Origin of the sequence: Exiguobacterium abrahamii (assembly GCF_015645365.1) — a bacterium.
Taxonomy (GTDB): domain Bacteria; phylum Bacillota; class Bacilli; order Exiguobacteriales; family Exiguobacteriaceae; genus Exiguobacterium_A; species Exiguobacterium_A abrahamii.
This window is the reverse complement of record NZ_JADOYC010000001.1, coordinates 183684-207343: the sequence shown is the minus strand read 5'-3', so window position 1 is coordinate 207343 and position 23660 is coordinate 183684. Positions and strand designations below refer to the sequence as shown.

The following is a 23660-nucleotide window of genomic DNA, read 5'->3' as shown; positions in this document are numbered from 1 at the left end:
GGCTCCTCTTTCTCATGATGTACTTCGAATCGTGAAAAGGAAACTACTCTATCACATTACCCAGTCTTTAGACCTATCCAAACCAATATATTACATATGTTTTTAATTATATCGTTACATTATATTATTTGACTACTGTTTTTCGAATTCCAGTACCAGCATCGTTTTTCCTTCATAAAGAAATTGTCCTTGATAGCGTGATAACGTCGCAAATTCAAACAGTGTGTTCGGCTCATACAAGTACTCGACCGCATAACTGACTTTTTCCTCTTTCCCCGATTTGAGGTAAGCGTTGAACAATAAACGTTCACCGTCGACTTGATAGCCATAAAACAGCAACGTCTTTTGAAAACGTCGCGTCGCGATCGGATGCGCGATCGATTTTAGATGATCGACACGATACAAGGATACGAGCAGTCGTCCACTTGGTCGTAACAATTGACGGATGTTGCGGAAGAACAACAGCAGCTCCCCGCGTGTATAACGTAAAATCGTCGTTCCCGGTAAGATGATCCGGTCAAAGTACTCAGGTCCGACGACGTCCGTCACGTCATGACTCCAGCCGTAAATCTTATGCTGATACTTCTCCGAAATCTGTTTCGTCCGCGCAGCTTCCGGTTCGATCAGATAAAGATCGTATCCTTCATCCGACAAGAGATTAAAAAGCGATGGATCAAACGTTCCATGAAACAGGATCCGCTCCCCTTTTCGTAAATAACGCCGATACAGCATCAGCTCATCGACCTCAGTTAACTGTTGCGCTTCCTGATACAGTTGACCGAATCGTTCATCCGCCTGAACATGATTCAGCACCTCGACGCGCGAGTAGCTCCCTTTACGCAAGAATGGACCAAATAAGACATCACCCATGATACATCAACTCCTTGTAGTGCTGAATCGCTTCTGCATAATCTGCGCCGAGTCGTTCCGGTAATACGTCGAACTGCTCCTTTTGATCCGCTTCGAGAATCCAAAGGAACGCTTCGTTCGTCTCAAATAGACGTAACGTCGTCCGGTCAAAAGCAAAACAGCCTTCCTCGTTTTGAATGCCGATCAACGTCAACGGTCCGATTCGCCCGGATGTCCGAGGCAATTCGAGATCAGAGTACGGTGTGATGAAACGACTCGTTCCTTGAAACGTTCCGGCAAGTTGATACAGCAACGGAAACAGCTCTAATTCAGTTTGTGATGCCAGCGCGTCAGGTTGAGGTTGCTGTTCCCGGAAAGACTCGATATCAACAGATAAGTCTGCGCTCAATTGAATCGTCTTCTGTCGATCAGCGTAAATTCCGTCCGCAAAGAAGAACAGTCGATGCGAGACGCGTAATCCACTTAACGTCGCATAATCGAGGATCCCCATCGATTGATCGTTTTGAATCCGTCCCGTTTGTTGACAGTTCACTAATCGCTCTGCTAGCGCGTCACGCGATAAGACCGTTAGTTGCGAATCAAGCGAGGGAGAAATATGATCTGAAAATGTCAACAGAATCGGTGTCCGGCTCATCAGTTCGATGATCGGTAGATCGTGACGCATCGGATGATCAAAATAGATGACACTGTTGATCGTCATCGCATGGAAATTGCTTGCCGGAATCTTCTCCAGTAATGAGCTGTCCTCGATGTAGACATGACGTAACGGTTGCGGATGATGTGGCACCGACGCTGGGTACACACCCGTCATCAATGAGAGGAGCGCATGATGAACAGCTGGAACGGATGCAGAAGCAGGCATGTCTTCCGGCGGTAAGAAGAGACCATTCAGGAAATCCGGTTGTCCGAACAAGACTTCTCCATTTGGACGAATCAAGTGGAACTGGACATGCAACATCTCGTGTTGCAAATACGCGACGAGTCGTAACGTCCGTTCGCCTTCCCCTTGGAGGACGAAGACGTAATGCTCATACTCCTGAAAATCCATATAATCGAGTAAATCATGGAACGTGTGTGTGTCGTAATCAAACGCGTCGAGCGAAATACGGTGCGTCTCACAAAACGTTTGCAGATCAAGCGATGGTAGAGAACGTTGCAGCCAGCCATCTTGTTCCGATAAAAGCGATAATCCGATCATGTCCTCTCTCCTTTCTTATCAAATGATTGAAAAAAGGGCTTCATTCTAATAGCCGAATGAAGTCCTTTTGTGTGGATTAAGCCGATTTAACGTTTGCCTTAGGTTTCGTAGCAGTCCGATCCATTTCCCGATGAGCGAGGGGGGCGACGGAGACGGTAGCAGGATTGAGACACCAAGCGCATGAAGTCATGTTACGTCGCGTTTCTTTTAGGATGAGTGTCATGGGTGTACCCCTTTCTGAATCAAGTGAGATGGTCGTTGAAACATTGATACGAAATCGAGTAAATCAGTAGTATCTAGTTTGGTTCGCTTCTATAATAGAAGTTGGTACCCTATACCAGTTCAATCTCCACGAAAGGACGAGGAGCCGATGGATCAATTCATGTCACCGCAAATCGGCTTAGCATTACGCCGACTGCGGAAGAAACATAATCTGACACAAAAGGATTTAGCGAACGGAATTTGCAGTCAAGCAGAGATCAGTAAGATCGAGAGTGGCACGCATTCACCGACAGTCGAATTGCTGTATGCGTTATCGCGTCGATTACAGGTGCCAATCACTGCATTTCTTAATAATAGTTCTCATGTCGACTCTCTCCGTTTAACGGATGATCGATTATTGACTGCTTTTCAAAATCAAGAGTACGAAATGATCTATCGAGAAGCTCAAGAAAAAGTAAATACAATCAGTTTTGACGAAGAATTAAGATCACTTTACTCATACTATCTCCACATAAGTGCATATCGTATGAATAAAATAGATTACCGAACTTGTATAGTAGAATTGCAATTACTCGCAGAAAAATATTCAACTATCTATTTTTCACCTAAAATGTTAGTTCGATTAAAATCAGCAATCGCTACTCTCTATTATGAAAAAAAGAATTATTTGTATGGTCTTAAAGTATATGAAGAATTAATTAATTTGAAGTTTGATAGTGACGAACTACTGGTAGAAAAAATACGAATTTTATACAACACTTCAAAAGTCTTGATTGATTTAAGAAGACCAACTGATGCTTTAAAATACATCAATGATGGTATCTTACAATGTTTACGATTTAAAGATATGTCATTACTAGGTCAACTCTATTATCAAAAAGCTTATGCCTTAGAACTCATGGAAGAAGAACTAAGCTTGATAAAAGACTCGTATCAAAAAGCTTATCTTCTATTTGACATACTGCAAATGAATGAGTATAAACAAATTCTTTTAACTGGAAAAGGTCAATTCATTGAGCAATAACAGATTAAGCAAATGGTTTTACTGAAAACTCTGCTGGAAGATCGTTCTTCGCGACTTGCTTCACTGAAAACTCTGCTGGAAGATCGTTCTTTGCGACTTGCTTCACTGAAAATTCTGCTGGAAGATCGTTCTTTGCGACTTGCTTCACTGAAAATTCTGCTGGAAGATCGTTCTTTGCGACTTGTTTCACTGAAAACTCTGCTGGAAGATCGTTCTTCGCGACTTGCTTCACTGAAAACTCTGCTGGAAGATCGTTCTTCGCGACTTGCTTCACTGAAAACTCTGCTGGAAGATCGTTCTTTGCAATTTGTACAGTACTATTTGATACCGATACACCAAGTCCTAATACTAATACAGCACTGGCGCTAGCTACGACTAATTTATTTTTCAAGTTCATTTAAATTACCTCCTATTATTTTTCGTATGGCTTCGTAACAACATCATATAACCTTAGACCCCCTCTGAATATTCGAATACGAATAATTATGGTATTTTACACATTATTTTCATTTTATATGACTTTTGACTCGAGTCATATGTCCTGAATACTGTGTGTTTTTTACAAATCATCCATCAATGTGTCGAACTTGTGTATGAAAATAGATTTTTTTGAATATTCCATCACAATGAAATTCTATAACAGATAAAAAGAGAGCCCGTCCAACTCCTACGAGTCGAACGAGCTCTCTTTATTTTGAGGATTGTCGTAACGCGATGACGTAAAAGATACCGAGGACGACGATCACACCTAGTAGTATTGAACTAATCGTCGTTCGCGTCGACGTATCCGGCATCCATATCCCAAGTCCTAAATTGATTGCTGCGATAATTAGGACGAGCCAAACAATCGTACGTGGTCGCATATCGATCTCCTTTCTGGTCTACTCTGCCGTCCGATCACCGAATATGCTATGGTGAAGATAACGAAGGAGGTTCTGTTTCATGAATAGACTTGCTGTATTTTGTGGTTCCAAAGATGGTGCTAGCCCAGTCTTTCGCGAGGCCGCGGGTACGCTTGGTCAAGCGCTCGCCGCGCGCGGCATCAGCCTCGTATACGGCGGTTCCCGTGTTGGAACGATGGGGGCTGTCGCGGACGCTACGCTTGCTGCTCAAGGTCAGGCAATCGGTGTCTTGCCTCATTTTCTACAAGAAAAGGAACTTGCCCACCCCGGACTGACTGAATTGCATCTCGTTCACTCGATGCACGAGCGAAAAGCGAAGATGTCGGAACTCGCTGACGGCTTCATCATTCTTCCGGGTGGTCCCGGTACGATGGAGGAATTTTTTGAAGTCTTTACGTGGGCACAACTCGGTCTACACGAAAAACCGTGTGGTGTACTCAATATCGACGGATACTATGATCCCTTGATCGCCCTATTTGACACGATGGAACGTCAAGGGTTCCTGATTCCGGAGCACCGTGCGATGCTGATCGTCGAGTCAGATCCTGATCGTCTTCTTGAACGCTTCGCGACGTATGAAGCTCCACACGTCAAAACCTATATGGATCGCTCACAAACCTGATGCAAACGGAGTCCTCGACTCCGTTTTTTGTATGGATGCCCTAGCTCTTCCGATTCTACTTCTCTCTCGTTACTCATGTTCTCTACACTGACGTAAGAATCCTACTTTATTGCACAAAAAAACCAGATGCGCATGCATCTGGCTTAACATTAAAAGAACTTCAAGATCGCGTCGCTGAGGTTCGTCAAAGACGGTGTCTCGTCAATGACCATCAAACTCCCTGCTGCGAGGACGATGAGACCAAGACCCGACAAAATCCAACCTGGATGCTTGACTGTGTCCGCTGAATCCGCGTTCTCTTTACCCGACCGCGCATTCGCTGCTTGTTCTTTCAAGCGATCGCGACGGTATTGATGTTGTTCCTCTTTCGACCACTTCTTATATTCAGCGAGGAACTTCTTATACTCCGGCAAGACATCCTTCGTCGTTCCGTCGAGGCGGACTTGACCGTACTCGAGCCAGACGACCCGCTCACAAAAGCTCTTGATTTGCGAGAGCGAGTGACTGACGAAGATGATTGTCTTTCCTTCTTCCTTGAATTCGTTCATCTTATCAATACAGCGGTTGTAGAAGGTTTGGTCCCCGACCGATAACGCTTCATCGACGATCAGGATGTCGGCGTCGACATTGACCGCGATCGCGAAGCCGAGACGCGACTTCATCCCACTCGAGTACTTCTTGATCGGCTGATCGATGAAGTCCCCGATATCCGCGAAATCGATGATGCCAGGCATCCGACGCTCGATTTCTGCATCATCCATTCCGAGCATGAGACACTTCAAACGAATGTTCTCCCGCCCCGTCAGGACGTTCTTCAACCCTTGTGAGACGGCGATGATCGCAACTTCACCATTGATTGCGACGTCTCCTTCGTTTGCATAGATGATGCCTGAGATCAAGTTCGATAACGTTGATTTACCGGATCCGTTGATACCGACGAGTCCGACGACTTCTCCCGATCCGATCTCGAGCGAGACATCGCGTAGTGCAGTGAATGTTTTAACGCTCTTGCTTTGATTCTTGAACAAGAGCTTGAATTTTTCTTTCGTAGTCGTGACCATGTCGAAGCGTTTCGTGACATGGTCGAGTTTAATCATAGACATGGCGATTTCCTTCCCTTAAACGAGCTCTGTGAATGATTTACGGAACTTGATGTGCAAGAATGTTCCCGCTGTGAACAACAGGAGCGTCACACTCCAGAAATACAGACCGGTCGGCCACTCCTGCCAGACCCAATGCCCTCCGAGCAAGCTTGCTCGGTATCCCTCGACGAGATAAAAGACCGGGTTCAAACGAAGGACGCCGTGTAAGAAGTCCGGGAACCGTTCAATGTTCCAGAGGATCGGTGTCATATAAAAGAGCATCCGCATCATTGATTGCAAGAAGAGCTGGATGTCCTTGACGAGTGTGATGAGTGTTGAAAAACAAAGTGAGAACGCATAGACGAAAATGTACGTCGCGATCATATAATACGGCAACTGGAGTAACTTCCATGTGATCGGAATACCGTTTGCAATAATGACGATGAAGACGATCAAGAGCATCGCAAAATGTTGGTACATCCGCGATAGAATGACATACGATGGAATCGCACTCATCGGGAAACGCATCTTCGTCACCATTGCGAGACGACTGTTAATCGAGTTCGAGCCACGGAGCAAGGCGTCATTGATGAAGAACCAGACGACGATCCCACAAAGGAGCCAAACGATGAATGGAATGTCGCCATCTACGTTCTTATTTCCTTTAAGACCGACCCCGAAGACGAACCAATAGATGAAGATTTGGAGACCCGGATTGAGGAGCTCCCATAAAAGGCCAAGGCGTTGCTCTGCATGCGCTGATTTGATTTCATATCGCGCCAACCGGCGAATCAGTGGAAAATTCTCCACCTGTTCCCGGATGATACTTCTCATTTCTTTCAGCATAAGTGTAAGTTCCTTCCGATTCATGATACATGTATTTTATTTTCATATTCGTTGATTCCACTCAAAAAAAGACAGATGCCGTCCGCGATTGCTCAAACGAACGCTCTCTCCGCGTGAACGGGTCCTTGCCCGGTCGATTCCGACTCGCCTCCTTTGTCCACTCATTCGTGCATGGCAGAAGCAATACTTCCTATATACACTTAATCAATTCTAGCTATCGTGAAAAAGCGTGTCAATGTATTGGACGAACCGACACCAAACTGTAGTTTTTCAGGCACGACAAAAACCGGCGGGTCCACCACCGGTCATCTCCTAGTTTGTTTCCTTACGCATGATTAAAATGTGGAAACTCAATCGTCGTCGGTGGTGATGCGAGCCCCCATACGAGGAGGACGGTGATCACACAAATAATGCCGACGAGGACACTGCCTCGAATCGTATCATTCATCTATCGTTGCCTCTTTTCATCCGAACTGTCTGTATACTGATATCATACAATATTTAGCAATTCAGGACTACTAAAAAATCGACATTAAATGGGAATGTTTAACGATTGGTAATATTATTTCGTTTCATTTTTATTTAAGACAAGATATAATGAAAGCGTTATCATTTTCTTAGGAAGGCGAACGTTCGGATTCTAAAGCTTACGAGCAAACGACTTCCGTGGGTTGTCTTGTCGTCGGACCTAAGAATTTACGTTATTTACAAAAGGTTCATCCCACGAAGCTTTCCGAACCCTTTATAGTAGAAGAAGAGGTCAACGATCGCATCGCGACCTTGCATTCATACCCCACTCTTGAAGGAGGATTTTTACGTATGTACAAATCAAAACCGCTTTACGCGGCAGCTGTGGCTGTCGCCCTGACGACATCGGCAATCGTGCCAGTTGCTCAAACGACAGTTTCGGCTGCAACGCATGTCAAAGTCAAAACGGTCAAACTCAAGTCACTCGTCTTCACGAAAGGTGCTTCGGTCAAACTCCCTGCTACATATAAGGGTGAGAAGATCACGTGGAAATCGTACGATCGCCATGCGTTCAACCGTTATCAAACGGTCAAAGGCACATACGGCAAGAAAAAGAATCCAATCGAAATCAAGATTTACATTCAGAACTACGCCGTGAAGTTCGTCGAGAAGGTCGCGGATCAGACGATCTATGTCGATCAAAAACCAGAATTGCCGAAAACACTAGCTGTTCTTTATGCGACAGGTCGCATCTATGACAAACCAGTCCGTTGGTCGAAGGTGGATACGAGCGAAGCGGGTGTGAAATATGCGGTCGCAAGTTATACGCGTCTTGGCAAGACGATTACATTAAAAGCAAAAATCACGGTGCTCGACGTCAATACGGATGACTTCTCAATTGGTTTAATGCATACGAACGACACGCATGCGAACCTCGATAAAGCACCGAAGCGGGCCACTGTCATTAAAGAACTTCGCTCTGCTTACCGCGCAGAAGGTAAACCATCGCTTCTTTTAGATGCTGGTGACGTCTTCTCAGGATCACTTTACTTCAACAAGTTCCTTGGCCAAGCGGATCTTGAACTGATGAACTACATGAAGTACGACATGATGACATTCGGTAACCACGAGTTCGATCTCGGCGATACAGACAACAACATCGCTTTGAAAAACTTCGTCACGAAAGCAAAATTCCCGTTCATCACGGCGAACGTCGATTTCAGTAAAAACGAACTCTTCAACGGTCTACAAAAGAAAACGATCACAGCCGGACCAGAGCGTGGCAAAATCTATCAAGGCATCATCAAGGAATACAAAGGACAAAAAATCGGCTTCTTCGGTTTGACGACAGAAGAAACAGCTGATATCGCAAGCCCAGGTACGGTGGCGTTCGCGAACTACATCACGAGTGCGAAAGCGGCCGTGAAAAAGCTCGAAGATCGTGGCGTCAATAAAATCGTTGCCTTGACACATATCGGATTCGATGACAACGAAGCGATCGATAACGATCAATTGCTCGCACGTAACGTCGACGGCATCGACGTCATCGTCGGTGGTCACTCGCATACGAAACTTGAAAAACCAGTCGTTGTCGACGAAACAGTCGTACCAGGCAAATCAGAACCAACGATCATCGCGCAAGCATACCAATACGGTGATTTCCTCGGAAATCTTGATTTGACGTTCGACTACAAAGGGAAGTTGACGGAGTACAACGGATCACTGATCGACGTCTCAAAAGCAGCTGAAGACGTCCGTGCAGCTGAAATCCTTAAACCATATGCCGATCAAATCGCTGAATTGAAAAACGAAGAAGTCGGTGCGAACATCGTCAATGCTCTTCCAAACCCACGTGGTGAAGTCAGTGTCCGTAACAGCGAAACAGCTCTCGGAAACTTGATCACGGACGGGATGCTCAAAAAAGCAAAAGAATACAATAAAGATACAGTCATCGCGATGCAAAACGGTGGTGGTATCCGTGCTGCTATCGATGCCGGACCACTCACAGTCGGTGAAGTCTTAACGACGCTTCCATTCGGTAACACGCTTGCGACAGCGAAAATGACAGGAGAAGAAATTAAGGCTCTCCTCGAAATCAGTGTTGGCGTGGCACCGGTCGAAAACGGTGGTTTCCTCCACGTCTCTGGGATGAAGTTCGAATACGATAGCACAAAAGCTAAAGGCGAACGCGTCACGAAGATGGAAGTCAACAACAACGGCACATTCGAAGTCATCGATCCAGCGAAGACGTATGTCATCGCAACGAATGCCTTCACAGCTAAAGGTGGCGATGGTCTCACGCCATTCGAGACGGCTTACAAAGCTGGTCGCGTCACAGACCTCGGTCTCTCGGACTGGGAAAACCTACGTGATTTCACGAAATCACTCGGTCAAGTCGACTACAAAATCGAAGGTCGCATCGTCGACACTTCAAAATTACCAAACTAATTAGACACAACAAACAACCGCAGGTCTTCTCGATTCGTTCGAGAACGCCTGCGGTTGTTGTTTTATAATGTCTGCGCTGAGTTTTGCTTCAACAGCTCAATGATTTCATCGAGTTCATACTCTTGTGCCAACATAAGTGGCGTAAAGCCATCCGCATTTTTGATCGACGGATCGGCACCATGGTCGAGTAAGAGCTTGACGGTCTCTTTCCCTTCCCCTTCAACAGCATGATGAAGAGGCGTGAACTTGTCGGCATCTTGTTGATTGACCTTTTCGCCTCGCTTTAGGTACAGGTCGACGAGCTCATCGTTGTTACTGAAGACTGCCGTAATGAACGGTCGTTCGCCGAACTCATTAACAGCATCGACATCACTGCCCGCTGCAAGCAACTCCTTAAAGACCGATTCGAGTCCTGTGCTGGATTTCCGGTACCCGAGATAATGCAACGCCGTATCGCCATCGGCATCGACTGCCTTCATATCACTTTCCGGAATCAATCGATGAATGTCTTCGAGTTTCCCTTTTTGAATCGCTACCATCAACTCCGTCTCGTTGAGATCTTGACCGCCCGTCTTCGCCGTGACATTCTCGTCACTCGCTTCTTTTTTAGCCTCAATCGCCCCTCCGTCTAACAGCATACCTGCCGTCGTGCTAACGAGGAATATTGCGAGTAGAACACTACCTGCGACGACGAAACCTTGACTATATCGAAAGAGTGGTCGCGGACGTTCGATTGACTCACCCGTTAAGTGCAACCGTTCGAGTAAAGAAAGTTCGGTTCGTAACGCTTCATACAATAAGATGGAAAACGTCCGTTGTTGCCGTTTCTCCTCGACATAGATAGCTGTATCTGTCGTTGCTAGAAGTGTTGGTCCGAGCACATCCTCAAACATGGCTTGTTGCGCGTATACAGGCGAAACAAGTGGTAGGACCATCTGGTGACGGGTCCGAGCACATGCCCGCATGTAAGCCGGACGTAAAAACGGAATCCAGCTGCCAATCCATAGTAAGATTTGCTTTTCCTGATGATTCCGTTTGATTCGTGCCAGTTCAAGTAACAATCGGAAACGACGAATCTCTGTCAATTCTAGATACGATGTCGGTAAGACAATCAAATATTTTTGGAATAGACCAATGACGTGCGGTCGTTTCACGTCATCTTGGAAATAGATTTCTGGCATCCGCCATAGTTGCAACTGTTCTGTATGTATACGGATTTGCTCGAACAACTCTGGAAACTGCTCGGCACTCAAGCGAACTCCTTCACTTCGAATTCGGGAGACCCGTTGCCATTGTCGTAGCCAGAGTATTAACAATAGGATCACAAGACCCACCATCACATAAATACCAGGCTGCCCTGTTTCAAAGACTAATCCAATGATCGTACCGACCGTCACGATGGCGATGCCTAACAACAAACTAAAGTAGGTGGTCTCCTTACGGGTCACCGCTCGTCTGATCCGGTGCGCGGGATCAATCCGTTCGTTCGTCTCCTGCTCCATGCGTCATCTCCCTCATCTATCACGTAATTCACCGTGTTCTCTTCCTTCTTATCTTAACGGTTATTCCCTCGAAGTTCCAAGGGAATCCTTTCCTGACATACCAAAAGAATATTCAGATAACTTATATTTTCACCTATCCTTTGATAACGTAACTTTTTTCCCTGATTATTTATTATATATGGAATAAAATTTCATTTATTCTATTTTAGAGCGATTTTTATTGATTTTTCAGCATTCATACGCAATTCTCATAATAAAGCAACCCGTCGTTCGGACCACTATCTTTTTATTGATAGGTAGGACAAAAGTCACTTTTTTTGATTGCAGAAATATTTGGGATACCATATAATAACTAACAGGAAGAAGATTATGGGAGTGAAATTCTTGGGATTATTTAATTTTACGAAAAAGGACTATACTGTCCAATATCAAGTTTTACGCGGTGATGAGATCATCGATACAGATCGATTGAACGTACGCGCAGGCGATCACACGACAGCACGAAAAAAAGCCGACAACATGTTAAGAAAAGAATTTGGACGCACTCAGTATAAAATTGAATGGGTACAACGATTCTAATCGCTAAAATAACCCATCGCCTCAGTCATGTGATTGAGACGATGGGTTATTTTCATGCACGTCTTTGTTCTTGCTCTCGCACAATCTGATCAGCTTTCAAATAAAGACGGATCGCTGTGTACAATACGATACCAATCAATGCTCCACTGCCATCAATCAACACATCACCGACAAGTGGCGTTCGTCCACCCGTCAATTGTTGATGAAATTCATCCATGACACCAATCGTCATCGCTGTCGTGAAGGAAAAAAAGGCAGCTGGTAATGCCGCGTAGCCTCGTCCACGTAAGAAATGAACGATACTGATCCCAAGGATGAAGAACAATCCGGCGTGCATCCCCTTCCGAACGAAAAACTCAAGGAACGCTGCAGGTCCAAGTGATGCGACGCTGATCGGAACTTCGTAATGGAACGATACGAAGGAAAATGCATACACCCAGTCGAGTGGGATATGCTGCGTCAAAAACGGAATCAAGGATTGTTGCTGGTACGTCATCGAACTGAAGACGAATAAGGAAAGTAAGATGGCTCCTCCTATATAAACGGAAATGGGTATCCGGCGCATCCTGCACTCTCCTTTCTATTAGTACATCCTATCATGGATGCTCATCGTGAACATACGCCAAAAGGCGGACTTATCTTACTCTCGTTACCTGTTGATTCCCTCTTTTGCTTCCACCACAACAAAAAACACCCCATCCAAGTGGACGAGGTGCAGTTCCTTACAACGATGACGTCTTTGGTTCGCGTAAGAGGTGTTTGATGTCGTGGAACGTCACGAACGTTCTGTTCTTCGCATCGTATAGTTTATAGCGAAGCGACTTCAGGCTCGAGAATAAACCGATCTTCGTCGCCTTCTGAAGTGGTGGTGTCGAGACATGTGCTTTTTCGAGATGATAGTTCGGGACACGTGGGCTGAGATGGTGAACATGGTGGAAGCCGATGTTTCCTGTCACCCATTGCAAGACCTTCGGCAACTCGTAATACGAACTACCTTCGATTGCCGCCTTGACGTAATCCCATTCACTCTCATCCTCGAAGTACGAGTCTTCGAACGTATGTTGAACGTAGAATAACCAGATTCCAAGGACGCCTGCTGTGAACATCGTCGTTCCTTGGATGATCAAGAAGGCTTGCCAGCCGATGAAGTAAATCAGGATACCGTACAGGACGATCAGCGACGCATTGATGACATGTGTGTTGATGCGTTCTTTTTTGCGAGCATCCTTCCGATTGAAGCGGCTCGAGACGAGAATCAACAAGAGCGGTCCAAGACCGAACATGACGAGTGGATTCCGGTACAGACGATACTTGAGGCGTGTGAAGCGTGACGCTTCGATGTATTCCTCAATCGTCATGACCCAGATGTCACCGACACCGCGCTTATCAAGATTTCCACTTGATGCATGATGGATTGAATGCTCTCGCTTCCATTTCTCATACGGGAATAACGTCAAAATACCAGTGATCGTTCCGACGATCGCATTCGCTTTCTTATTCTTGAAGAATGAACCGTGCGTACAGTCATGGAAGATGATGAACATCCGGACGACGAATCCAGCGGCGAGGATCGCCAAAGGAATCGCGAGAAACACAGATAGCTTCAGGGCCTGATATGCCAGAAACCATAGGACGAGAAATGGCAGAATCGTGTTGATCATCTGCCGGACGCTGGCTTTGATGTCCGCCTTTTCAAACGGCGACACATGTTTGCGCAGCTGGGCAATCTTTTCTTTACTCATAGTGGTGCTTCCTCCTCGGGTTGTTTCAGCGTTCACGACGCTAAGTAAAATAGTGAAACTAAAATATGAAACCAGTGAGCGGTGGTCGTGACGGTGCCTCTACAACACGATTCAAAAGCGGCACTCTAATTGTTTAGCGCTAAAATATTTTTAATACCAGGTAATTATAGCACATATAACAAATTGTCTACGGAATATTTTTTTAAAATTTAAAAAGCAGAGACAAGTGCCTCTGCTTACTCGATTGATTTAAGTGGATTGACAGCTGGTCCTTCTAGCACCTTTCCTGTCGGACCAAATCGTGAACCATGACACGGACAATCCCATGATCGTTCCGCCTCATTCCATTTCGTATCACATCCCATATGGGTACATGTCGTCGAGACGAGATGAAGGTTCCCTTCCGAATCGCGGTATCCACCGACCGTCTTGCCGTGATGGGTGACGAGTCCACCTTCGTCCGGCTGTAATTCGTCAGCACGACGACGTGCTTTCGTCAGCTTCCCTTTGACAAGCTCGATGGCGACGTCCGCGTTGTTCTTGACGAACTGTGTTGCATCTTTCGTTTTAAGTTTCGAACGGGTCGGGTCAAATAAATGACGAAAACGATTAGGTGTTCCCGTCAACAAATCGCTCAGCAACAATCCGGCTGCGATACCGTTCGTCATCCCCCACTTCGCAAAGCCGGTCGCAACGAACACGTTCGGGTCATCCGCTGTCATCTGTCCGATATAGGGGATCTTGTCGAGCGTAATCAAGTCTTGCGCTGACCAAAACTGCTCGAACGACTCGACATGAAATTCACTACGTGCAAAGTCAGCAAGATGTTCATAGCGCTGCATCGTCTCCGTCTCGTGACCGGACAAATGATTCTCGCCGCCAAACAGACCAAGCAGACGCCCGTCTTCTGTTCGCGTGTGACGCAGAGAACGACTCGGTTGATCGGCACTCATGAACATCCCGTCTGGAAACGTCTCATCAACCTGACCCGACACGATATACGAGCGATGGACTTCGAGTTTTGAGAAGTATAAGCCCTTGAAGTCATGAAACGGAAAATGGGTCGCGATGACGACCTTCTTCGCCTCGATTCGGTGACCGTTCTCCAGGATGACCGTTGGCGTCCGATTCGATTCGAGCGATACGGCACGTGTCTGTTCATACAATTTTCCACCTTGATGAACGATTTGTTGCGCAAGTCCTTGAAGATATTTGACGGGATGGAACTGCGCTTGATCGCGCAGAACGACAGCTCGTTTGATATCGTACGGCAACTTACTTCGGACCTCTTCCGTCGCTTCACCACCGTTTAATCCTAATCGTTCATAGGCACGGACTTCCCGTTCCATCGCTTGCTCTTTTGAGTTCGCAACGTAGAGATAGGCGTCTTGGCTTTCAAGTTCACAATCAATATCGAGCCGTTCCACTTGATGACGTAAAAACGTGATTGCTTCTTCATTCGCTTCATAATACAGTCGCGCTGACTCCTCGCCAACGGTTTGGATTAGCGTGTCGTAAATCAAACCGTGTTGCGAGGAAACTTTAGCTGTCGTATAACCTGTCGTACCGGCAGCAACGTCACCTGCTTCAATCACAGCGACATCATATCCCCATTCCGTCAATTGCATGGCCGTGATGAGTCCAGCAATCCCAGCCCCAATGATGACGACATCATGCTTAGTATCTTGATTTAAAGCAGGATAGGAAGTAACAGGTGCGCTTTGTTTCCAATAAGACGAGGGAAATCCAGATAAGTAAGGCATCAAAAAACTCCTTTCGAAAAAATACGACAGATCGACATGGTTAATCGTTCCCTGAACGACGCAAAAACATGCATAAATCATATTGTTTTAAAAAGAAGCTCTAATTCAAAGGAATTAATTTACTTTAATGAAAAATAATATGGAATAATTAGGTTTATTATTGTTTATACTACAGTTAATAAGTATAAGAGAGGAGTTTACTTCATGAAACTGGGGCGCCATATAATTGAGACCTTTCGTCGTTTTACGCTTGCAGCAAGTATTGATGAATACGACCTTGCAAGTGTGCTGACAAAGGAAATTCCAGAACTGACAGATATCTGCGTCACGATTCGACCGACGCACCTTCACCTTCAAGCCGCTGTACCGTTGACACGTTATGGTCTAGAGCGTGACTTACCGGTCGAATTGACGCTCCGATTGCGGGCAGTCGATAAACGCACCATCACGTTCGAAGTCTTTGATGTCTGTCCTCATGATACCGAATCCTTTAATGAAACCTATCTCATTCGTCCACCTTATCTGCGTTATGCAAATCGACTTCTGACCGTCGATCTTTCCTTCTATTTTCCTTTCCGTCATGCTCGTTACCGTTCGATTCGTCACGTTAAACTGGAAGAAGGTTTTCTGCTTGCTTATTTGTCTCATTAATAGAGCACCCTCTCCTACATTAGGCGAGGGTGCTCATGTTTGTTACGAACTCAACTTATCCGCTTGACGCTCTAACAGTCCGAGGCGACGAATCTTTTTCTCCTCGACGACGGCGACGATCGCAAGGGCGATCAAACCGAATAGTAACGCCGCATTGAAGATGACAAATGTATCACTCCAGCCGTGTAACGTAACCGAACCAATCGTTAGACCGTTCGTTTCCGGGTCAGCGATTTTCGCTAGACCGACTTTTGCGATTGAATCACCGAACAAGTAACCGAACGTACCGACCATCCCGTTCGTGACCGTCGTCGCTTGTTTTGGTGCGAAGCTGATGACCGAGACACCGATCAAGAGCTGTGGTCCGTAGATAAGCGCACCGAGTGCAAATAGTGACGCGTAAATCATAAGTTCACTCGTACCGTAACGATAACCGAGGACCGCGACGGCCGTCAGTAAAAGACAGATCGCTGCGACGAGCGCCCGGCGTCCTTTCAGTAAATCGGACACGTAACCCCAAATCATACTGCCACATAAGGCGCCGATCTCAAAGAAGAAGATCGTATTGACTGCACTCTCTGTGCTGAAGTGCAAGTGTTCAGTGACATAGAGCGGCGCCCAGTTATCAATCCCGATCCGGACGATATAAACGAAGACGTTCGCGATACAGAGCGTCCAGATCCAGGGGTTCGAGATGACGTACGTTTTGAAGATTTGCCACTTCGTCATACTTTCAGCAGCGATGTTTTCCGGTTCGATCGGTTCCTCGAAGATTTCTTCACTCCGATTCCACCCGAGTTCCTCCGGATCATCCTTCCCGATGAATAGACCGACGATTCCGATGATGAGCGCGATTGCAGCTGGGAAGATGAACATCCCGACGACACTTCCGTTAAAGAAGACGTTCGCTCCCCACAGTGCGAGACCACCGGCAATTGCTCCACCGATGTTGTGCGAAACGTTCCAGAAGCCAAGGTAACGCCCACGTTTTTCAAACGGTGTCCAGCGAGCGATTGTCGAATACGATGATGGTCCCCCGACCGATTGGAAGAACCCACTGAGTCCCCATAAAACCATCAATAAACCGACTGGACTTCCGCCGGCACTCATCAACAGTCCCATCGCAGTGACAATTAGAGAAGATAAGATCAATAAGAACGAGATGACACGTTTCGTATTTTTTCCGTCAACGAAGTAGCCGAGCAACGTTTTTCCGATTCCGTATGTAATCGAGAAGGCGAAGCCGATATAACCAAGTTCCGTCGTCGTAAAGCCCAGTTCCTCTTTCAAGAGCGGTTGCGCTGCCTTGAAGTTGTTTCGGATGAGATACATCGCCATATATGAGAAGAAGACGACTAAGAAGGCCTTTAAGAATTGTTGTAACCATTGTTTCCGTTGTACTTCGATTGGTATGCCGGCATTCGGCAATTTTTTGATGCTGAAGAAGCCCATCTTCCATTTCCCCTATCTGAATCAGAGTCTTCGCATCATTTGTCCTGGAGCTGATTGAATCGACGGAGATAGTCGCGGTAATCGGCGACGATGTCCTGCCCGACGTTCTGCTGAATCGGTTGTGTCTTCGCGATCGCATAGGTCGGCGTACCGAATGAGACTTTCCGCAAGATAGCCTGACCGTCCGCCGAGAGTACGAAACGCATGAAGTCATTCGCCTGCTTTTGTTGCGTCCGTCCTTTCAGCTTTGAAATCGCGTTGATCGAGTACGTATCGAGTGGAATGCTTTTGACCGGATAATACTTTTCACGCAGCGATTGTTGATCTCCGATGAAATTGACCCCAAGCATCGCTTCCCCACTGGCGACATACGACGTCGGTGCAAAGCCGTTCGCCGTGAATAGTCGTGTTCGCTCGATTAGCTGGCGTAAGACATCTTCCGCCTTCGTTCCGTATCCGTCAAAGACCGCTTGCAGGATCGTCGCACCGGTACCGGAATGATTCGGATCCGGCAAAATCAACTCGTTCTGATATCGCTTCGCCGTCAAGTCAGCGAGCGTTTTCGGATAAGTTGCTGCCCCGAACCGCTCATTCCAGACGTCCGTATTGATAACAATCGCGAGGCGTTCGACTTCATAGCCGATCCAGTAGCGGTCCGGATCTTGTAGTTCCGCTTGATCCATGTCGCTCGGGAACGGTGTCGACAATCCGCGTTGCTTAAGCGTCTGGTGGGCATCCCACGTTCCGCCAATGATGACGTCGGCTCGCGGATGATCTGCTTCCTTCGTCACACGCCGGACGAGTTCTTCCGTCGACAGGCGCACGAACTCATACGTACAACCCGCCTGCTCACAATATGACGACAGCAAGGCGCGACCGATATCCTCTTTCGCAGAGACATACGCCGTCAAATGCGGAACGGTTTCCCGCGCGGCTGTTCCCTGCTTCGTCTGTTCATTGTTGCGGACGATCCAAATGCTCATGAGACAAATGATACTCAGCAAGAAGAGCATTCCTTTTCTCATCGATTTGCCTCCTTCCCGGTCGGCAGGAGTTGTCCTTTTAAATAGAAGGTGTTTCCATTGTCATCATCCATGTACTGGACGCTGAACAATGTCTCATACACGGTAATATTCATTAAGTTGGCACGCGTATTCTGCTCATTCTTGAATCGCTGAAGCTTGAGAATGCGCGGCTGCCGCTGACTCGCATCGAGTGCCTGACCGACTTCTTCATAGTCCGTCATCGGCTCCGCCTGCGCCAGGCGACGCTTGACGTCTTCTCGCTCGCGTGCAGTCAAAGAACGAGATCGTCCTGCTGCATACACGGTCACGACTTCCGCCTCAGCGAACTGACGCGCGAGCTGCTCTGGTTCGTGATACGCGTTCAAGAAGCGTGCTTTTAATGTCGTCGTCTGGGTGCTGGGACGTTGCGCGACACATTTTCCATTCAGCGTCATACTTTCTCCGAGCGAGAACGTCCATGTCGTTCCGTTCAAGAAACGGAGCGTTCCGGTAAACGTCGCCGTACCCGCCGGACAAGTCCCGTTTGTCACCGTCTTCATTTGCTTCAATAGCGTCGTGATGCGCTGGACTTCCGTTCCGTCTTCTACCGTCTGCTCCCCCCATGCCCGGTGACGTAACGTCAACTCGGTCGGGAGCGAGTCATCGGAAGCATTCAGTCGCTTCGGTCCATCGAGGACGTGTAAGCGTCCGAAGACCGTCTGCTGAAGCAAAAGAAGACCGAGGGCAAACAAGATGCCCATTAGGAAGAGATAAGCGATGGTCGATGCTTTCATGATTCCTCTCCTTGCTTGATTCTTAGATTACGGGGCAATTGTTTCGTAAATCCGGTCGAATTGTTTCGTAAATGTATCATTTGTAAGCGATTACATCACATTTGGTCGGCTAATCGGAAGGTGAGTGTGATACGTGTGCCGCTTACATCGCTATCCAGTGCAAAATCGCCACCTTGTTCCTGCATCAGACGCCGACAGAGCGGTAGACCGAGTCCATTCCCACTCGCCGTCGTCAGACTATGTTGCTCCTTCTTCCATTCGGCAAGCACGGCTGGATCAACACCGATCCCGTCATCCGTCATGAGGAGTTGTAGGGTCGTATCCGTACTGACGCTCGAAAACGTCACCGTCATCGCGTCACTGTATTTGACGGCATTCTCGAGAAGGTTCAACAAGACTTGTTTCGTCTGGTCGGGTTGACCGAGCACATAGATGGGCGGAACATCCTGTTCAACTTCAATTCCTTGTCCATCAAGACGCAATTGCATGATGAATAAGACATCGGCGAGCAAGGCATCGAGCGCAAACATTGTCGACGTCACGTGACGTTCGTTGCGTTGTTGTTTCGCCTGTTCGAGATTATGCGAGACGAGTCGTAACAAGCGCCGACTCTCGACTTCGATGTAGTGATAACAATGCGCCGCTTCATCTGGGGGTAGCTTAGGGATCAATTCGACATAGCCCATGATCGCCGTCATCGGTGTCCGAAGTTCATGAGTGATGTGATCGATGAACGTCTGTTGGTCGCTTCGTTGTTGTTCGAGCTGTCCGATATTGTGCTGAATTGCGTCAGCAAGCGTCGAGAAGTCCGCTGCCAGTCGGTTCAATTCCTCATATGGATACGCCGGTAGCGCATGCGCATAGTGTCCTTTCGTCAAGGCGTGCGAGACACTCCGTAAATCATCGATCGGTCCGATTAATGTCTTTGCCATCCGCCGTGCTGTCCAAACGGCAATTACGATCAAGATCAGAAAGACGCCCGTGAAGACATAGGTGAATTGTCGCAGCAGTTCGGCTTCTGTCCGCAGATCAACAAGAAAACGGACCGAGCCGATGACGTCCGTTTTGCCATACAGCGGACTCGAGAAGAACAGCACCGGAACATCGGTTTCTTTCAGAAAGAGATAACTCGACTTCCCTTTTAACGCTTGATCGATGTCTCCCGCGAGGAGCGGCAATTGATCGCGTTCCGAATCAGCGAGTAGTTCCGCATTTGGTCCGAATAATTGGACGCGCGCATCGAAGCGGTCTGCAAGATAGGAAGCGATCGGGACTGCCGTATCGGCGAGCGAGTCCGTCTCTTCACTTGCGAGGTAGTTCATCGTGTAGAGCTCCGCTTCCCGACTCAGTTTTTGGACGGACTCGACGGCGTTCTCGTAGAGATTCGATTGGATGAAGGCATAGAGAATCAAGAAGAGGACGAGCAATGCCGGAACGAGGAGCAAGACGAAGTTTTCCGTGATGACCTGGCGTAGCTTCATGCGTCGACCCACTTGTAGCCAACACCGTAAATCGTCTTGATCCGTTCGCCTTGCGCTCCAAGTTTTTTCCGTAAGCGCTGGACCATGATATCGACGGCGCGGGTCTGACCGGAGAAGTCAAAACCCCAGACTTGTTCGAGCAGCTCGTCTCGCTCAAAGACCCGTTTCGGATGCGTCAGGAAAAGTGCAAGCAATGCATACTCCCGGTACGTCAGTGGTAATGGTTGACCGTCGAGCCGAATGACCCGTTCTTCGGGATCAACCGATAAGAATGGATCACTTGCGACAGGTACGGGTGGCGCGACCGTCTTCGTGCGTTTCAACAGGTTTTTGATGCGCAAGACGAGCTCTGTTCCATTGAACGGCTTCGTCATATAGTCATCCGCTCCGAGCTGCAGACCGATGATTTTATCGTTCATCTGATCACGCGCTGTCAGCATCAAAATCGGTAAGTCAGGCGTCGTCTGTCGCAGTTTTGGAATCAAATCGAAACCGGTCGTATCCGGTAGCATCAAATCGAGGACGATCAAATCAAAGGTTTGTCTTGCCTGCAAGGCGAGTGCTGCTGCTCCATCGGCTGCCGTCTCGACCGTCTGACCATCAAGTTCGAGTTGCAATTTGACGAGATGCCGGATGCTCGCCTCATCATCAATGACAAGAATATGCATGGGAATTCCTTCTTTCTGAACAAGTTTTTCTGTTCCCTAGCGTATCATGAAATCGTTTGCAATCACACCAGCGGGACAAATGAAAAAGCCAGTTCCTAAAATAATCAGGAACTGGCTTTTACTTATTTCACCGTAAATTTCACTGTGACAGAATTACCGTATGCTTCTGGTTCGAAATGCCATTTCTCGACACCCGTCTTGATTGCTTTGAAGCCATAGCCATCAAGTTTCAGTTTACTTTCTCCTGATGAGAGCGCCCGGTAGACATATGGATTCGTATCCTTCGTCGACTTACGAACGATTCCGAAACGTTGTCCTTTTTTGAGCGTCATCGATTTACCACTCGTCAGATGTGTAGATCCGCCGTATTCATCGAGCGTCATGTATTTTGAGACTTTTCCAACAGCAGCTCGATCATCCGCCCCCGTACCGACGCGATGTTTTAACGTCTTCCCTTTATAAGAGTAGACATCATGGACGATTGTCATCGAACCGAGGTAGAGTTTTTTGTCTTTAATCAACGCGCGACCGAATGGATACGCTTCTTTTGCTTCAAACACCTTCTTGATTGCCTTACCATCCGTTGATCCAATCAGAATTGGTGTTAGAAAGCTACCGCTCCCCTCGACTGGTCCGATGACGAGTTGTTCTTTTTTCGTATCGACTAATTTTCCTTTAGCCCACACATCATAATAAGCTGTATCTCGATCCGTATACGTATAGATCGTCGTCCATTTTTTCTTCTTCGCATCATACTTCTGCGCTTTACCGATGACATCGTTCATATACGTCTTCGTGTTGAATCGTTCATACAGCGTAAACGTTTCAGGATACTTGCCACCAAGTATATAGACGGACCGGACATCGATTGGTTTATAACCACCAGATAGTTTACTTTTCTTTAACGCCGCGATTTGGCGATCAACGATTGATTTCTCTGTTTTACTGAGTGCTGCTACCGAGTCACTCGCTACTGGTAGTGTGCTGATAATGAGACCGAGTGCTGTTGCTACAACTACTTTTTTCATTTGAATTCCTCCTTATGATTAATACATCGTCGTATCGTTATGACTAAAGCTTTTCAGTTGTTCCGAATCAACGATGTACCATCGTTCATCATCTAAGTTGTACTTCAGGTAATACTTGAAGGGAACGTCATCTCCAGGATCACGCTCATCGAGTGAACCGTCATCTTCTTTGTAATAGTCACCTTCGTAGTAGCAAATGGCTTCTACGGTCGCCGTCAAATCAGTTGCTATTTCACTGACATTAATAGATGAAGGTGAATATTCGACATCATCCAAGTACCCTTCCCAATAAACACCTTTCTTGTTCATGCTTGCGTAATAACTTTGTTGCTTACTCAAATAAGCAGAAGATGTGAACAACGTGAAAGCAGATGTATCCTTATCGATATATGCTTGCTCCCATTCTTTTGCATGTTGATATACGGTATTAACGATATCTTCTTTAACCGATTCTCGGACTTCCATGCCTCTGCCTGTCGCTGAATCTGAGAGCGACTTCCGTTGATCGACGAGCCAGTCTTGTCCCGATTTCACAAGATTTAGTTCCCAGACAATCGTGCTGCCATCCGGACGTTCGTGTAGATACGGCTGATAAGACCGTGAGGAGTAGTCGACCTTTACTTTGACCGTCGCCTTATCTCCTTTAATCGTAATATCGTTTTGAGGAATATCGTTGACCGTCAGCTCACCGTCAAAGATATAACCCCCTGTGACAAGATCGTTCAAACTGCTTTGGAAGTTTTGATTATAAGTGTTCGTACTGACAGACAGCCCTTTGACGCTCCGCTCCGTCAGAGCATCTTCGAGTTCTCGGAAAAAGAGCGTCGAAATATCCTGGATATTCTTATAATCCTGATGGGACACTTCCTTTGAATCTGACTTTTTCGTCGCTTCCGTTGGTTTCGATTCCGATTTGTCCTGACTCGTCTTCTCTTCTTCACCAATGACGAATGAAGCATTCTGCTTCTTTTGTTCGACCGCTTGAGGCGTCTCTTCCTGATTCAAAAAGAAATACGTTCCACCGCCAGCAGCGAGTAAGAGAACAATTGCGCTAATCCCGACCGTTCGCTTATTGCGTTTGTTCTTTTGTTTCTTTTCGTACTTGATGACGACGTATGCTCGTTCGATTTCTGTCCGCTCCTCGGATTCCTCCGGATGTGCTTCTAGCTTCTCAGCATACGCTCGCTCGAGCTCTTTCATCGATGAGGTCCGCGATATCCCTAATCGTTCATATGGATCCATGATTCCCTCTCCTTTTGTTCAAAAATTTGTTATTTTTTATCTTTATTTTACATTATAATAGCGAAGTTAAGA

General features: G+C 46.8%; 23 protein-coding genes. 5 read left to right on the top strand and 18 right to left on the bottom strand.

Annotated elements, in window-relative coordinates; translation table 11 throughout:
• Positions 1 to 132: 132 nt before the first annotated feature.
• Entirely contained in the window at positions 133 to 870 is a 738-nt protein-coding gene (locus ITJ88_RS01040) for a class I SAM-dependent methyltransferase (protein ID WP_230088494.1), read from the bottom strand.
• Positions 863 to 2068 (bottom strand): hypothetical protein, encoded by a 1206-nt coding sequence (locus ITJ88_RS01035; protein WP_195864426.1) that lies wholly within the window; start codon positions 2066 to 2068, stop codon positions 863 to 865. Before ITJ88_RS01035 ends, ITJ88_RS01040 begins: the two co-directional genes overlap by 8 nt.
• A gap of 382 nt (positions 2069 to 2450) precedes the next feature.
• Between ITJ88_RS01035 and ITJ88_RS01030 the strand changes: the two genes are divergently transcribed.
• On the top strand, positions 2451 to 3314 hold the full coding sequence (locus ITJ88_RS01030) for a helix-turn-helix domain-containing protein (RefSeq protein ID WP_230088493.1): 864 nt from the start codon (positions 2451 to 2453) through the stop codon (positions 3312 to 3314).
• Between the two features lie 4 nt (positions 3315 to 3318).
• On the opposite strand, the gene ITJ88_RS01025 is transcribed toward ITJ88_RS01030, so the two are convergent.
• Positions 3319 to 3711, bottom strand: coding sequence for a hypothetical protein (locus ITJ88_RS01025; protein ID WP_195864424.1), 393 nt, complete (start codon positions 3709 to 3711; stop codon positions 3319 to 3321).
• Positions 3712 to 4003: 292 nt separating this feature from the next.
• The gene (locus ITJ88_RS01020; RefSeq protein WP_023469413.1) at positions 4004 to 4177 is read right to left on the bottom strand and encodes a hypothetical protein; all 174 of its coding nucleotides are present in this window, start codon (positions 4175 to 4177) and stop codon (positions 4004 to 4006) included.
• A gap of 79 nt (positions 4178 to 4256) precedes the next feature.
• On the opposite strand from ITJ88_RS01020, the gene ITJ88_RS01015 reads away from it, so the two are divergent.
• A complete protein-coding gene (locus tag ITJ88_RS01015; RefSeq protein ID WP_195864423.1) occupies positions 4257 to 4838 on the top strand; it encodes an LOG family protein in 582 nt (193 codons plus the stop codon).
• Positions 4839 to 4987: 149 nt separating this feature from the next.
• Here ITJ88_RS01015 and ITJ88_RS01010 read toward each other — a convergent pair whose 3' ends face one another.
• The 3 genes from ITJ88_RS01010 to ITJ88_RS16370 all read right to left on the bottom strand — a co-directional run bounded on the left by ITJ88_RS01010 (position 4988) and on the right by ITJ88_RS16370 (position 7214).
• Complete coding sequence (locus tag ITJ88_RS01010; RefSeq protein WP_058705433.1) at positions 4988 to 5941, bottom strand: ABC transporter ATP-binding protein; 954 nt, start codon at positions 5939 to 5941, stop codon at positions 4988 to 4990.
• Between the two features lie 15 nt (positions 5942 to 5956).
• A complete protein-coding gene (locus tag ITJ88_RS01005) occupies positions 5957 to 6754 on the bottom strand; it encodes an ABC transporter permease (protein WP_230088492.1) in 798 nt (265 codons plus the stop codon).
• Between the two features lie 337 nt (positions 6755 to 7091).
• Positions 7092 to 7214 (bottom strand): hypothetical protein, encoded by a 123-nt coding sequence (locus ITJ88_RS16370; RefSeq protein ID WP_255524852.1) that lies wholly within the window; start codon positions 7212 to 7214, stop codon positions 7092 to 7094.
• A gap of 371 nt (positions 7215 to 7585) precedes the next feature.
• Here ITJ88_RS16370 and ITJ88_RS01000 point away from each other — a divergent pair, with 371 nt between their 5' ends.
• Entirely contained in the window at positions 7586 to 9682 is a 2097-nt protein-coding gene (locus ITJ88_RS01000) for a 5'-nucleotidase C-terminal domain-containing protein (RefSeq protein ID WP_195864422.1), read from the top strand.
• Positions 9683 to 9744: 62 nt separating this feature from the next.
• On the opposite strand, the gene ITJ88_RS00995 is transcribed toward ITJ88_RS01000, so the two are convergent.
• The gene (locus ITJ88_RS00995) at positions 9745 to 11184 is read right to left on the bottom strand and encodes an ankyrin repeat domain-containing protein (protein ID WP_195864421.1); all 1440 of its coding nucleotides are present in this window, start codon (positions 11182 to 11184) and stop codon (positions 9745 to 9747) included.
• 384 nt (positions 11185 to 11568) lie between these two features.
• Here ITJ88_RS00995 and ITJ88_RS00990 point away from each other — a divergent pair, with 384 nt between their 5' ends.
• Positions 11569 to 11763: a hypothetical protein gene (locus ITJ88_RS00990; protein WP_195864420.1), complete on the top strand. Its 195-nt coding sequence runs from the start codon at positions 11569 to 11571 to the stop codon at positions 11761 to 11763.
• Between the two features lie 52 nt (positions 11764 to 11815).
• Here ITJ88_RS00990 and ITJ88_RS00985 read toward each other — a convergent pair whose 3' ends face one another.
• From ITJ88_RS00985 to ITJ88_RS00975, 3 genes are all read right to left on the bottom strand, one after another.
• Positions 11816 to 12328 carry a VanZ family protein gene (locus ITJ88_RS00985; RefSeq protein ID WP_195864419.1) on the bottom strand — a complete coding sequence of 171 codons (513 nt, stop codon included), beginning with the start codon at positions 12326 to 12328 and terminating at the stop codon, positions 11816 to 11818.
• Between the two features lie 157 nt (positions 12329 to 12485).
• Positions 12486 to 13505 carry a Delta(5) desaturase DesA gene (gene desA / locus ITJ88_RS00980; RefSeq protein ID WP_149427860.1) on the bottom strand — a complete coding sequence of 340 codons (1020 nt, stop codon included), beginning with the start codon at positions 13503 to 13505 and terminating at the stop codon, positions 12486 to 12488.
• A gap of 236 nt (positions 13506 to 13741) precedes the next feature.
• A complete protein-coding gene (locus ITJ88_RS00975) occupies positions 13742 to 15268 on the bottom strand; it encodes an FAD-dependent oxidoreductase (protein ID WP_195864418.1) in 1527 nt (508 codons plus the stop codon).
• A gap of 204 nt (positions 15269 to 15472) precedes the next feature.
• Here ITJ88_RS00975 and ITJ88_RS00970 point away from each other — a divergent pair, with 204 nt between their 5' ends.
• Positions 15473 to 15919, top strand: coding sequence for a hypothetical protein (locus ITJ88_RS00970; protein WP_195864417.1), 447 nt, complete (start codon positions 15473 to 15475; stop codon positions 15917 to 15919).
• Positions 15920 to 15961: 42 nt separating this feature from the next.
• Here the strand turns inward: ITJ88_RS00970 and uhpT are convergent, their stop codons facing one another.
• The 7 genes from uhpT to ITJ88_RS00935 form a co-directional block, all read right to left on the bottom strand.
• Positions 15962 to 17371 carry a hexose-6-phosphate:phosphate antiporter UhpT gene (gene uhpT / locus ITJ88_RS00965; protein WP_195864416.1) on the bottom strand — a complete coding sequence of 470 codons (1410 nt, stop codon included), beginning with the start codon at positions 17369 to 17371 and terminating at the stop codon, positions 15962 to 15964.
• A 35-nt stretch (positions 17372 to 17406) separates the two neighbouring features.
• Positions 17407 to 18396, bottom strand: coding sequence for an ABC transporter substrate-binding protein (locus tag ITJ88_RS00960; RefSeq protein ID WP_195864415.1), 990 nt, complete (start codon positions 18394 to 18396; stop codon positions 17407 to 17409).
• Entirely contained in the window at positions 18393 to 19169 is a 777-nt protein-coding gene (locus ITJ88_RS00955) for a DUF3919 family protein (RefSeq protein ID WP_195864414.1), read from the bottom strand. Before ITJ88_RS00955 ends, ITJ88_RS00960 begins: the two co-directional genes overlap by 4 nt.
• A 95-nt stretch (positions 19170 to 19264) precedes the next feature.
• The gene (locus tag ITJ88_RS00950) at positions 19265 to 20650 is read right to left on the bottom strand and encodes a sensor histidine kinase (RefSeq protein ID WP_195864413.1); all 1386 of its coding nucleotides are present in this window, start codon (positions 20648 to 20650) and stop codon (positions 19265 to 19267) included.
• Positions 20647 to 21318 (bottom strand): response regulator transcription factor, encoded by a 672-nt coding sequence (locus ITJ88_RS00945; RefSeq protein WP_195864412.1) that lies wholly within the window; start codon positions 21316 to 21318, stop codon positions 20647 to 20649. Before ITJ88_RS00945 ends, ITJ88_RS00950 begins: the two co-directional genes overlap by 4 nt.
• Positions 21319 to 21440: 122 nt before the next feature.
• Positions 21441 to 22346 (bottom strand): hypothetical protein, encoded by a 906-nt coding sequence (locus tag ITJ88_RS00940; RefSeq protein ID WP_195864411.1) that lies wholly within the window; start codon positions 22344 to 22346, stop codon positions 21441 to 21443.
• Positions 22347 to 22364: 18 nt separating this feature from the next.
• The gene (locus tag ITJ88_RS00935) at positions 22365 to 23588 is read right to left on the bottom strand and encodes a flagellar basal body-associated FliL family protein (RefSeq protein WP_195864410.1); all 1224 of its coding nucleotides are present in this window, start codon (positions 23586 to 23588) and stop codon (positions 22365 to 22367) included.
• Between the last annotated feature and the right edge of the window lie 72 nt (positions 23589 to 23660).